Below are 12,455 nucleotides of genomic sequence, written 5' to 3' on the forward strand. Positions count from 1 at the left end.
CTCCCGCGCGATGGTCCACCGGCCCGTACCGGCCGAGCCCGTAGGCGCCGCGCCCGGCCGGGAACCACACTCGGACGTCGAACGATGCGGTGGCCGCCGTGACGCCCTCCGGCAGGTCCGGCAACGCGAAACCCGCCGGCGCGCCCACCAGGAGCAGTTAGTCCCCCGCCCGGATCCCGAGCTTGCGCGCCGGCGGCGTCTCCCAGTACCCGCTCAGTGGTCGCACTCGGTCAGGAAGTCCAGCGCGACGGCCCAAGCCCGCTCCGCCGCCTCGGCGTCGTAGTCGGCGAGCTCCGCATCCGTGAACAGGTGCCCGGCGCCCCGGTAGCGGTGCACCTCGACGTCCGCCCCGGCCTTGCGCATCTGCAGGTACCAGGCGTTCAGCCAGTCCTCCGTCTCGAACGGGTCCGGCTCGGCGACGTGCAGCTGCACCGGGATCTCCGTCGCCGCGTCCTCCCGCAGGTCCGACGTCCCGTGGAACAGCAGCAGCCCGCGCGCCTTCTCGTCCGCCAGCGCCAGGTTCTGCGCGAGCGAGCCCCCGAGCGAGAACCCGGCGTACACCAGCCTGCCCTCCGCCAGCGGGGCGACCGCGGTCACCGCACGCCGCAGCAGCTCGTCGCTGCCGCCGAGCTCCTCCTGGTACGCGAGCCCGGCCTCGATGTCGTCGAAGGTCCGCCCGTCGAACAGGTCCGGCGCGTGCACGGTGTGCCCGGCGGAGCGCAGCCGGTCGGCGGCGGCGTGCACGGCGGGGCGCAGCCCGTAGGCGGAATGGAAGAGGACGATCTGGGCCACGGTCCGGGTCCTTCAGCAGAGGAGGTCAGCTACCGCCCCATGATCCCCCATTTCCCACCGACCCCTACGACACGACTACGACACGACGTCCTTCCGCGCGAACCCACGGAACGCCAGCGCCAGCAGTACCACCCCGTACGACAGCGACAGCGACACTCCCTGCACCATGCCGCCCCACTCCAGCTGCGGCTGCAGCGCGTCCGCCCAGGCGTACTGCCAGTGCGCGGGCAGCCACTCCCGCAGGCTGCCGAGCGCCGTGACGGCGTCCAGCACCCCGGTGATGATCGACGCGAACACCGCGCCGCCGACCGCCCCCAGCGGAGCGTCCGTCGCCGTCGAGAGCCAGAAGGCGAGCGCCCCGATCACGAGCTCGCTCAGGAAGACGAACGCGACGGCGATGGCCAGCCGGGGCAGCGCCTCCGCCGCCGGCAGGCTGACGCCCGCCGGCAGCTTCAGATCGCCCCACCCGTACGCGGCCGTCCCGACGACCAGCCCGATCGCCGGCAGCATGACCACCGCGACCGCCGAGAACACCATCCCCACCACGAACTTGCGCGCCAGCAGCCGCGCCCGCGGCACCGGCGCGGCCAGCAGGTAGCGCAGCGAGGACCAGCTGGCCTCCGAGGCGACGGTGTCGCCGCAGAACAGCGCGACCGGGATCACGAGCATGAACCCGGTGCCCATGAACAGCATCGTGGTCGCGAAGTTGGCCCCGGACGCGGTGGCCAGCTCGATGAACGTGGTCCGGTCCTGGCGCCCGGGCGTGCCGCCGATCTGGAAGGCCGCCAGGACGATGAACGGCATCGCCGCCAGCACCCCGCCGATCACCAGCGTCCGGCGCCGCCGCAGCTGGCGCACGACCTCGACCCGCAGCGGCAGCGTCCGCCCCGCCCGGTACCCCTCGGCATGGTCCGCGGACACCTTCGCAGGCACAACAGAAGTCACGCCGCACCTCCGATCAACGACAGGAACGCGTCCTCCAGCCGCCGCTGCGGCCCGGCGCTCTCCACCGGCACCCCGAGGCGCACCAGTTCGGCGAGCAGCTCGCTCGCCGCCATCCCGTCCAGCCGCACCAGCAGTCCGCCCTCCACGGCCTCGGCCGAGCCGACCCCGGCCAGCGCGCCCACCTTCTCGACGACCGTCTCCGGCGCGAACGGCGGCGCGACCCCGATCATCAGCAGCTCCCCGGCCCCGACGATGTCACCCACCGCGCCCGTCGTCACCAGCCGCCCCCGGTCCATGACGACCAGATCGGTGCAGCTCTGCTCCACCTCGGACAGCAGGTGGCTCGACACGATGACGGTCCGGCCACCGGCCGCGTACCGGATCATCACCTCGCGCATCTCGCGGATCTGCGGTGGGTCGAGCCCGTTGGTCGGCTCGTCCAGGATCAGCAGGTCCGGCATCCCGAGCATCGCCTGGGCGATCGCGAGCCGCTGCCGCATGCCCTGCGAGTACGTCCGCACCGCGCGGTCGAGCGCCTCGCCGAGCCCCGCGATGGCCAGGGCTTCGTCGAAGCACGCATCCGCCTCCGGGCGCCCGGTGGCCTGCCAGTACAGCCGCAGGTTGGCCCGCCCGGTGAGGTGCGGCAGGAAGCCGGCGCCCTCGACGAACGCCCCGACCCGCGAGAGCACCGGCGCACCGGGCCGCACGAGGTGGCCGAAGACCCGGATCTCGCCCGCGTCCGGACGGATCAGTCCCATCAGCATCCGCAGCGTCGTGGTCTTGCCCGCGCCGTTCGGCCCGAGCAGCCCGAGGACCTGCCCCCGCTCGACCCGGAAGCCCAGGTCCCGTACGGCGTACCGGTCCGCCGCGCCCTTGTAGCGCTTGCTGAGCCCGGTGATCTGCAGCGGCACCGCGCCGAGCGCCGGGTCGTACGCGGGCCCGCCGGCCCCGCGCGCCCGCCGCCGCAGCCGCAGTCGGGGCACCAGCACCAGCCCGAGCGCCACCACGACGGCGGCCACCGGCAGCATCCAGGTCCGCACGGGCAGCGGCGTCGCCTCGGTGACGAGCTGCCCGACGGTCGGCACCGTCAGCGCCCCCGCGACGGCCACCCGGTAGGTGGCCGGCTCGACGGGCGAGGCGTACGCGAGGTCGGTGCTCGCCAGCACGAGCCGCAGCCGGTGCCCGGCCGGGAACGTGTGGTCGACGGCGGGCAGCGCCACCGTGACGGTCCGCCCGGCATCGGCACCCGTGACCCGCAGCGGCGCGGCCAACTGCTGCGGGAGCACCGCCTTCCCGTCCGGCCCGACGTCGTACAGCTTCGCGAACAGCACCGCGTCCGGCCGGTCCGCCTGCACCCGGACGGGCACGGCCGGCTGCCCGGTCAGGTGCAGCGGCCCGTCCAGCGGCGCCGAGTCGAACGACGCGTTCTGCCCGGGGAAGTCCAGCGCCAGCCCGGCCCCCAGCGAGGCCGCCTGGCTGAGCGCCCCGATCCCCGGCAAGGTCGAGATGCCCGGCGGGGCCCCGCCCGGCGGGTTGGCGAGCGTCTTCTCACCGCCGCTCAGCTCCACCGACCGCGAGCCGGTGCCGCCGAGCCCGGGGTACGCGTCCGCCGTGGCGCCGCGCAGCACGGCCTGGAACCCGGTCGAATCGACCCCACCGGTCCGAGTGACCCGGAACGCCGGGCCCGTGTCGTTCCCCCGCCCGCGCAGGTAGTGGTCGAACCACGCCGTCACCCGGTCGTCCACCCGGGCGCTCGTGTCGGTGCCGCCGTCGTGCCCGCCCGCGAACCAGTCCACCGAGACGGGCGCGCCGTTCGCCGCCACCGCCCGCGCGATGGCATCCCCCTGGTCCAGCGGGAACAGCGAGTCCTGCTGCCCCTGCACGACCAGCGTCGGCACCTTGAGCTGCCCGGCGACCGAGGACGGGCTCGACTTGTCCAGCAGCGCGACGGCGTCCGCGTCCGCGTGCCCGGTCGTCGCGACCCGGTCGTACATCTGGCAGAGCGACTCCAGGAAGCGCCCGCACCCGACCGGCCCGGCGTCGTCCGTCTTCGGCCGGCCGCCCTCGCGCGGCGAGCCGCCGGACGGCCCGAGGTCGCCCGCCGCGCCGGTGGTGAAGAAGATCCCGGCCCACAGCTTCTTGAACACCCCGTCCGCCGCGCCCGACCCCTGCACGCCCTGCGGGAACAGCGCGTCGGCCAGGTTCCACCACGTGATCTGGGTGGCCACCGCGTCGATCCGGTGGTCGTACGCGGACGCCAGCAGCGAGATCGCGCCGCCGTACGAGGCGCCGGTGATGCCGACCCGCGGATCGCCGGGCCCGTCGAGCTGCACCTCGGGCCGCTGGGCCAGCCAGTCCACCAGGTGCTTGACGTCCTCGACCTCGCGGTCGGGCGCGTTCAGCCCGATCTTCCCGCCCGAGTGCCCGAAGCCGCGCGCCGACCAGGTCAGCACCGCGTACCCCTGCCGGGCCAGCTGCTGGGCCCGCTCGCGCTCGCCCTCCTTGGAGCCGCCGAAGCCGTGCGCGAGCAGGACGGCGGGGCGCGGGGTGGAGCCGGTCGTGAAGAACGAGGTGTCCAGTTGCACCTGCTGGGCACTGCCCGGCGTCTCCGGCATCGCGAGGAAACGATCCTCCTCGTGGACCGCCTGCTCCCCACCGGCCGCCACCGCCGCCGTACCGATCCCCGCGACGGCCACCAGGGCCACCGCACCGGCCAGCAGCCTCCGCCGCGTCACCGCACCGCGACCGCGCCACCGACGCCACGCGCCACCGAAGTCCATGGCCGTTGATCGTAATCGCCGCACAGGTAGGCGTCCGATAAAGCCGCCGCCCCGACCTCCGCCCGTTTCACCCGGGTCCAGCCCGCTATGCCCGGGTATCGTACGGCTCACCCGACCCCAGTCCCCGGCGAGGTACCCGTGCTCCGGCCGCTGATCACCCTGCTCGCCACCATCGTCGCCACCCTGGCGATCGGCTGGATCGTCGACCAGGCGCTCCAGCGCCTCGCCGCCCGCAACCCGGCCGCCCCGGCCTGGCCGCTGCTCCGCAGGTGCCGGATCCCGCTCCAACTCACCGTCATCACAGCCCTGTTGCTCGCCGCGAGCCCGCTCAAGCGGATCTTCCACCTGAAGAACGACGAGGGCGCGCACCACCTGCTCCTGCTGCTCCTCCTCGCCTCCCTCGGCTGGCTGACCGTCCGCGTCGTGGCGGCCCTCCTGGAGGCCGTGCTCGGCCGCTACGAGACGGTCACCGAGGACCCCGCCCGCAGACAGCGCGTGCACACCCAGATCAGCATGCTGCGCCGCGCGGTGAGCGCGGCCATCGTCGTTGTGACGGTCGCCGTGATGCTGCTGACGTTCTCCGCGATGCGCACCATCGGCGCCAGCCTGCTCGCGTCCGCCGGCATCATCGGCATCGTCGCGGGCATCGCCGCCCAGAGCGCCCTGGGCAACTTCTTCGCCGGCCTGCAGATCGCCTTCGGCGACACCGTCCGGATCGGCGACACCGTGGTGGTGGACGGCCACCAGGGCACGGTCGAGGAGATCACCCTGTCCTACCTGGTGGTCCGGCTGTGGGACTACCGGCGCCTGATCGTCCCGGTCTCCTACTTCGTCAACAGGCCGTTCGAGAACTGGACCCGCCGCGACCCCGGCCTCCTCGCCGCGGTCCTGCTCCACCTCGACCACACCACCCCGGTCGGCGCCCTGCGCGAGGCCCTGCACACCCGCCTGGAGACCCACCCGCTGTGGGACGGCGCCGAGTGGGCCCTCAACGTCACCGACACGACCCCCAGCACCATCGTCGTCCGCGCCACCATGACCGCCCGCACCCCCGACGACGCCGCCCAACTCCGCTTCGACATCCGCGAACACCTCATCGCCTACCTATGCGACGAACACCCCGAAGCCCTCCCCCGCCTCCGCACAACCCCCTAAAAAAAGCTCCCCGCGCCCCGAACGGGCGCGGGGAGCTTTCGCGGGCGGCCGCCGGCTCCCGAAGGGCCTACAGCACTCGCGTCATCGTCCGGTGCGGTATCCCCGCATCGTCGTACACCGGCCCTTCCGCCGTGTACCCCAGCCGCTCGTAGAACCCGAGCGCCTGCACCTGCGCGTGCAGTTCCAGCTCGACGGCCCCACGGGCAACGCCCGCCGCCTCGATCGCCCGCACCAGCGAGGCCCCGAGCCCGGTCCCCCGGGCGGCCTTCACCACCGCGAGCCGCCCCAGCAGCACCCGCCCGGCGCGCCCACCGGTGAGCTCCAGCGCGGCGTCCCCGTGGATCAGCCGCCCGGTCCCGAGCGCGGTGCCGTCCGCCGCGAGCGCCAGCACGTGCACCGAGGTGGCGTCGTACTCGTCGTACTCCAGCTCCTCCGGCACGTTCTGCTCGACGATGAACACCTCGCGCCGGACTTCCCGCACGAGCTCCAGGTCCGCGTCGCCCTCCGCGACCCGGATCCCGACCGCCGCCGCCATCTCAGCTCTCCGAGGCGATGATGTCGAGCGCCTTGCGCAGGTCGGCGGGGTACTCGCTGGAGAACTCCACCCACTGCCCGTCCGCCGGGTGCTCGAAGCCGAGCGAGACGGCGTGCAGCCACTGCCGGGTCAGCCCGAGCCGCTTGGCGAGCGTCGGGTCGGCGCCGTACGTGAGGTCGCCGACGCACGGGTGCCGCAGCGCGGACATGTGCACGCGGATCTGGTGGGTGCGGCCGGTCTCCAGCTTGATGTCCAGCAGGGACGCGGCCCGGTACGCCTCGATCAGGTCGTAGTGCGTGACGGAGGGCTTGCCCTCCCGCGTCACCGCCCACTTCCAGTCCGAGCTGGGGTGCCGCCCGATCGGCGCGTCGACGGTGCCGCTCAGCGGGTCCGGGTGGCCCTGGACGAGCGTGTTGTAGCGCTTCTCGGTGATGCGGTCGTGGAACTGCCGCTTGAGGTCGGTGTACGCGCGCTCCGACTTCGCCACGACCATCAGGCCCGAGGTGCCGACGTCGAGCCGGTGCACGATGCCCTGGCGCTCGGCCGCGCCGGAGGTGGAGATCCGGAAGCCGGCCGCGGCCAGGCCGCCGATCACGGTGGGGCCGGTCCAGCCGGGGCTCGGGTGGGCGGCGACGCCGACGGGCTTGTCGACGAGCACGATGTCGTCGTCGTCGTGGACGATCCGCATGCCGTCGACCGGCTCGGCGACGATCTGCACGGGGGCGGCGGGGGCGGGAATCTCGACCTCCAGCCAGGAGCCGGCCGTCACCCGGTCCGACTTGCCGGCCATGGCGCCGTCGAGCGTCACCTTGCCGTCGGCGGCCAGCTCGGCGGCCTTGGTCCGGGAGAAGCCGAACATCCGGGCGAGGGCGGCGTCGAGGCGCTCGCCCTCCAGGCCGTCGGGTACGGGGAGGCTGCGGATCTGCGCTGCGGTACTCACCCGTACGAGTATGCCGGAAACGCGGCCCGCACCTTCCGCCGCCCGGCAGTACCCCCTACTTCGCCGCCTTCTCCGCCTGCTGGTGCACGGTCCCGTCCGGGTTGCTCCCGCGGAACGACAGCAGCACGACGAGGATCCCGCCGCACACGATCGCGGAGTCCGCCAGGTTGAAGACCGCGAAGTGCTGCACCGAGATGAAGTCCACGACGTGCCCGCGGAAGACGCCGGGCGCGCGGAACAGCCGGTCGGTGAGGTTGCCGAGGGCCCCGCCCAGCAGCAGCCCGAGCGCGATCGCCCACGGCAGGCTGTACAGCCGGCGGGCGATGCGCCAGATCACGACGATGACGGCCGAGGCGATCATGGTGAAGACGACGGTGAGCGCCTGGCCCATGCCGAACGCGGCACCGGAGTTGCGGATCACCTGGAAGGTGACGACGTCGCCGACGACCTTGATCGCCGCGTGGTTCTCCAGCCGGGCGACGACCAGCAGCTTGCTGCCGAGGTCGATCAGGAACGCCAGCACGGCGACGACCAGCAGGACGCCGATCCGCCGCGGCCCCTTGCCGCTCTCCACCGCCGTGGCGCCGCCCGCACCGTCCGCCTCGGCCGCTCCGGCGGACTCTGCGGGGTCTGCAGGCTCGGCCACGGCCACCTCCACGGCTTCGGCGGGGGCAGGGACGGCGTCGTCCCGGGTCTGGGGGGAACCTTGCGTACTGATGATCCGCTCCGCTGCCGATGGAGCTCCCCCGGCCGGAGGTGGGGGAGGGTGGTGGGCCGGTGACGACACCGATCGCTTCCCGTCACGGGGGCGTCGGGCGACATTCAGGCGACGTTACGGGGTCGAGCGTACGGCAAGCCCGACCCCCCGCGCCGCGCCGGTCGGCCGCTTCAGCGGCGTTCCTGCTTGGCCTTGCACTGCACGCAGAGCGTCGCCCGGGGGAACGCCTGCATACGGGCCTTGCCGATGGCTTGCCCGCAGGACTCGCAGACGCCGAAGCCGACGCCCTCCAGCCGCTCCAGGGCGCGCTCGGTCTGGGCGAGGCTGTCCCGGGCGTTGTTGGCGAGGGCGAGCTCGCTCTCCCTCGAAATGTTCTTCGTACCGGCGTCCACCTGGTCGTCGCCGGCTCCGTCGTTGGAGTCCCGCATCAGGCCGGAGATGGCGGCCTCGGCGGCGCCGATCTCGTTCTGCAGCCGCTCCAGCTCGCTGATCAGCTCGTTGTGCAGCTCGTGCACCTCGCCCGAGGTCCACGGCTCCTCGCCCGGACGGACCGGCAACGTGGCCGGGTCCACGGATTCTGCGCCGCGCAGCACGGTCACGGTGTCGGTGCTGGTGTTCTGCCGTGCGGTAGTGGTCACGGTCCCCTCCCCTGGATCGGCCGCCACGGCCTTGCGTGCCCGCTTGGTGGCGGTACCCGCGCCGGTTGCCTTCTCAGCCATGGCTTCGACCCCATCTACGAACGAATCGAGCCGCCGGTTCCCGGCGGCTTCCAGTGCCGGAACGATAATCCCGATCAAAACCGGTCACAACATGACATACCGACGCCCCACGATGATCCCACCCAGGCAGCCGCCCCAACCGCCACGCCCCTCGCGCTGACCAGACTTGTGCCCAGATCACCCCCTCCTAACCGCCCCGCGGGGCACCCCCGGGAGCACCCGCGAGCAGCCCTTCGGCGCATCCCCGGCACCCCGCGCCGGACGAAACCGACTTGCGGCAGCCGATACACTGGGCCTGCAAGGCGCAGATGGGACGAGTACCGACGTACGCAGCCACCAGCGACCCGGGGACGGTGCGAGCCCGGGGGTGTGCACGGCGGGAAGATCACCCCGGAGCCGCCGGAAGAACGGCCGAGAAGAGCGGCCCACTAGACCCGGCAGCAAGCCCAAACAAGAGGGCCGCACGCAGCACCGCGGCCAAGGAGGGTGGTACCGCGGGGCGGCTCGCCGTCTCGTCCCTCCGGAGGATCCAGTCCCAGCATCCGCCGGAGGTAGACGCCCGCGATGAACTCCTACAACCCCGTCCCCGCACAGGTGGACCTCCCCGCCCTCGAACACCAGATCCTCTCGTTCTGGCAGGACAACAAGGTCTTCCAGCGCAGCCTGGAGCAGTCCGAGGGCCGCCCCGAGTGGGTCTTCTACGAGGGCCCGCCGACCGCCAACGGCATGCCCGGCGCCCACCACATCGAGGCCCGCGTCTTCAAGGACGTCTTCCCGCGCTACCGGACGATGAAGGGCTTCCACGTCGCCCGCAAGGCCGGCTGGGACTGCCACGGCCTGCCGGTCGAGCTGGCCGTCGAGAAGGAGCTGGGCTTCTCCGGCAAGCAGGACATCGAGGCCTACGGCATCGCCGAGTTCAACGCCAAGTGCCGCGAGTCGGTGACCCGCCACACCGACGCGTTCACCGAGCTCACCACGCGCATGGGCTACTGGGTGGACCTCGACGCCGCCTACCGGACGATGGACCCGTCGTACGTCCAGTCCGTGTGGTGGTCGCTGAAGCAGATCTTCGACAAGGGCCTGCTGGTCCAGGACCACCGGGTCGCCCCCTGGTGCCCGCGCTGCGGTACCGGCCTGTCCGACCACGAGCTGGCCCAGGGCTACGAGACGGTCGTCGACCCCTCGGTCTACGTGCGCTTCCCGCTGACCGGCGGCCCGCTGGCCGGCCAGGCGGCCCTGCTCGCCTGGACCACCACCCCGTGGACCCTGGTCTCCAACACCGCCCTCGCGGTCAACCCGACGGTCACCTACGTGGTGGCCACCGACGGCAACGAGAAGCTGGTCGTCGCCGAGCCGCTGCTCGCCAAGGCCCTCGGCGAGGGCTGGGAGCCCACCGGCGAGTCGTTCACCGGCATCGAGATGGAGCACTGGGCCTACCAGCGCCCGTTCGAGCTGGTCGAGCTGGAGAACGCGAACTTCGTCCTCAACGCCGACTACGTCACCACCGAGGACGGCACCGGCATCGTCCACCAGGCCCCCGCCTTCGGCGCGGACGACCTCGCGACCTGCCGCAAGTACGGCCTGCCGGTGGTCAACCCGGTCCTCGCCGACGGCACCTTCGCCCCCGAGGTCCCGCTGGTCGGCGGCCAGTTCTTCAAGAAGGCCGACGAGGCCCTGGTCGCGGACCTCCAGGCGCGCGGCCTGCTCTTCCGCCACGTCGCGTACGAGCACAGCTACCCGCACTGCTGGCGCTGCCACACCGCGCTGCTCTACTACGCGCAGCCGTCCTGGTACATCCGGACCACCGCCGTCAAGGACGCGCTGATCCGCGAGAACGAGGCCACCAACTGGTTCCCGGAGACGGTCAAGCACGGCCGCTTCGGCGACTGGCTGAACAACAACATCGACTGGGCGCTCAGCCGCAACCGCTACTGGGGCACCCCACTGCCGATCTGGCGCTGCGAGGAGAACCACCTCACCTGCGTCGGCTCCCTGGCCGAACTCGGCGAGCTCACCGGCACCGACCAGAGCGCCCTCGACCCGCACCGCCCGTACATCGACGCGGTGACCTTCGCCTGCCGCGAGTGCGGCGGCACCGCCACCCGCGTGCCCGAGGTCATCGACGCCTGGTACGACTCGGGCTCGATGCCGTTCGCCCAGTACGGCTACCCGTACCAGAACAAGGAGCTGTTCGAGAAGCGCTACCCGGCGCAGTTCATCTCCGAGGCGATCGACCAGACCCGCGGCTGGTTCTACACGCTGATGGCGGTCGGCACCCTGGTGTTCGACAAGAACAGCTACGAGAACGTCGTCTGCCTGGGCCACATCCTGGCCGAGGACGGCCGCAAGATGTCCAAGCACCTGGGCAACATCCTGCAGCCGATCCCGCTCATGGACCAGCACGGCGCCGACGCGGTCCGCTGGTTCATGGCGGCCGGCGGCTCCCCCTGGTCGGCTCGCCGGGTCGGCCACGGCACGATCCAGGAGGTGGTCCGCAAGACCCTCCTCACCTACTGGAACACCGTCGCCTTCCAGGCCCTGTACGCCCGCACCGCCGACTGGGCCCCCAGCGCGAGCGACCCGGCCCCGGCCGACCGCCCGCAGCTGGACCGCTGGGTGCTCTCCGAGCTGAACACCCTGGTCCGCGAGGTCGACGCGGCCTTCGAGGCGTACGACACCCAGCGCGCCGGCAAGCTGCTGTCCGCGTTCGTCGACGACCTCTCCAACTGGTACGTCCGCCGCGGCCGCCGCCGCTTCTGGCAGGGCGACGCCGCCGCGCTCGCCACGCTGCACGAGGCGCTGGAGACGGTCACCCGCCTGATGGCCCCGCTCACCCCGTTCATCACCGAGCGGGTCTGGCAGGACCTGGTCGTCCCGGTCGACCCGGCCGCCCCGGCCTCCGTCCACCTGGCCACCTGGCCCGAAGCCGACGAGACGCTGATCGACACCGGCCTCTCGCGCCACATGGCCCTGGTCCGCCGCCTGGTCGAGCTCGGCCGGGCCACCCGCGCCGAGTCCGGCGTGAAGACCCGTCAGCCGCTGTCCCGCGCGCTGATCGCCGCCCAGGGCTGGGAGGAGCTGCCCGCCGACCTGCGCGCGCAGATCGCCGAGGAACTCAACGTCGCCACCCTCGAATCCCTCGCCGAGGTCGGCAGCTCGCTCGTCGACACCACCGCCAAGGCCAACTTCCGAGCCCTGGGCAAGCGTTTCGGCAAGGGAGTGCAGGACGTCGCCAAGGCGGTGGCCGCCGCGGACGCCGCCCAGCTCGCCGCCGACCTGCGCACCACCGGCGAAACCTCGGTCAACCTCAACGGCGAGACGATCCCCCTGTCCCCCGACGAGGTGATCATCACCGAGACCCCGCGCGAGGGCTGGGCCGTCGCCAACGAGTCCGGCGCCACGGTCGCCCTCGACCTGGCCATCACCCCGGAACTCAAGCGCCTCGGCATCGCCCGCGACGCCATCCGCCAGATCCAGGAAGCCCGGAAGAACTCCGGCCTGGACGTCGCCGACCGCATCATCCTCCGCTGGCGCGCCACCTCCGAAGAGACCGCCGAGGCCATCGCCGAACACGGCCCCCTCGTCGCCGAAGAGGTCCTCGCCACCGACTTCGCCGCCGGCGCCGCCGACTGGACCTCCGACACCTTCACCGACGAATCCCTCGGCCTGGCCTTCCAACTCCGCAAGGCCTAACTACCCCCCAACCGAAGCCGCCGGCCCCGCAAGGGACCGGCGGCTTCGCCATACCCCCACCCTCTTTCGCCCCTCCCCCACCCCCACCACCCCCACCCCACCCCCCACCAATGCACCCACCCCCACCACCCCCCCCCCCAAACCCACCCAAGGCGCGAGGGTCGCGCTGCGGGAGGGG

Annotated in this window: 9 protein-coding genes; 2 read left to right on the forward strand and 7 right to left on the reverse strand. The window is 72.6% G+C overall.

Annotated elements, in window-relative coordinates; translation table 11 throughout:
* Window positions 1–213 precede the first annotated feature (213 nt).
* The 3 genes from AB0O00_RS04760 to AB0O00_RS04770 form a co-directional block, all read right to left on the reverse strand.
* Window positions 214–792: a dienelactone hydrolase family protein gene (locus tag AB0O00_RS04760; protein ID WP_363648655.1), complete on the reverse strand. Its 579-nt coding sequence runs from the start codon at window positions 790–792 to the stop codon at window positions 214–216.
* A 75-nt stretch (window positions 793–867) separates the two neighbouring features.
* On the reverse strand, window positions 868–1,713 hold the full coding sequence (locus AB0O00_RS04765; protein WP_363648656.1) for an ABC transporter permease: 846 nt from the start codon (window positions 1,711–1,713) through the stop codon (window positions 868–870).
* A gap of 20 nt (window positions 1,714–1,733) precedes the next feature.
* A complete protein-coding gene (locus tag AB0O00_RS04770; protein ID WP_363648657.1) occupies window positions 1,734–4,517 on the reverse strand; it encodes an alpha/beta fold hydrolase in 2,784 nt (927 codons plus the stop codon).
* 138 nt (window positions 4,518–4,655) lie between these two features.
* Between AB0O00_RS04770 and AB0O00_RS04775 the strand changes: the two genes are divergently transcribed.
* Window positions 4,656–5,672, forward strand: coding sequence for a mechanosensitive ion channel domain-containing protein (locus tag AB0O00_RS04775; RefSeq protein WP_363648658.1), 1,017 nt, complete (start codon window positions 4,656–4,658; stop codon window positions 5,670–5,672).
* Between the two features lie 67 nt (window positions 5,673–5,739).
* On the opposite strand, the gene AB0O00_RS04780 is transcribed toward AB0O00_RS04775, so the two are convergent.
* The 4 genes from AB0O00_RS04780 to AB0O00_RS04795 all read right to left on the reverse strand — a co-directional run bounded on the left by AB0O00_RS04780 (window position 5,740) and on the right by AB0O00_RS04795 (window position 8,503).
* Window positions 5,740–6,207 carry a GNAT family N-acetyltransferase gene (locus AB0O00_RS04780; protein ID WP_363648659.1) on the reverse strand — a complete coding sequence of 156 codons (468 nt, stop codon included), beginning with the start codon at window positions 6,205–6,207 and terminating at the stop codon, window positions 5,740–5,742.
* Window position 6,208: 1 nt separating this feature from the next.
* Window positions 6,209–7,147 carry an RluA family pseudouridine synthase gene (locus AB0O00_RS04785; protein WP_363648660.1) on the reverse strand — a complete coding sequence of 313 codons (939 nt, stop codon included), beginning with the start codon at window positions 7,145–7,147 and terminating at the stop codon, window positions 6,209–6,211.
* 55 nt (window positions 7,148–7,202) lie between these two features.
* Complete coding sequence (gene lspA / locus AB0O00_RS04790; protein WP_363648661.1) at window positions 7,203–7,793, reverse strand: signal peptidase II; 591 nt, start codon at window positions 7,791–7,793, stop codon at window positions 7,203–7,205.
* 242 nt (window positions 7,794–8,035) lie between these two features.
* Window positions 8,036–8,503 (reverse strand): TraR/DksA family transcriptional regulator, encoded by a 468-nt coding sequence (locus AB0O00_RS04795; RefSeq protein WP_363648662.1) that lies wholly within the window; start codon window positions 8,501–8,503, stop codon window positions 8,036–8,038.
* Between the two features lie 645 nt (window positions 8,504–9,148).
* On the opposite strand from AB0O00_RS04795, the gene ileS reads away from it, so the two are divergent.
* A complete protein-coding gene (gene ileS, locus AB0O00_RS04800; protein WP_363648663.1) occupies window positions 9,149–12,277 on the forward strand; it encodes an isoleucine--tRNA ligase in 3,129 nt (1,042 codons plus the stop codon).
* Window positions 12,278–12,455 lie beyond the last annotated feature (178 nt).

The sequence above is a fragment of the Kitasatospora sp. NPDC093558 genome (assembly GCF_040683475.1).
Classification (GTDB): Bacteria; Actinomycetota; Actinomycetes; order Streptomycetales; family Streptomycetaceae; genus Kitasatospora.

Bases quoted from the DNA above. Each gene is read 5' to 3' on its own strand.
- AB0O00_RS04770 (WP_363648657.1), bottom strand. From the start codon at position 4,517: ATGGACTTCGGTGGCGCGTGGCGTCGGTGGCGCGGTCGCGGTGCGGTG.
- ileS (WP_363648663.1), top strand. From the start codon at position 9,149: ATGAACTCCTACAACCCCGTCCCCGCACAGGTGGACCTCCCCGCCCTC.
- AB0O00_RS04780 (WP_363648659.1), bottom strand. From the start codon at position 6,207: ATGGCGGCGGCGGTCGGGATCCGGGTCGCGGAGGGCGACGCGGACCTG.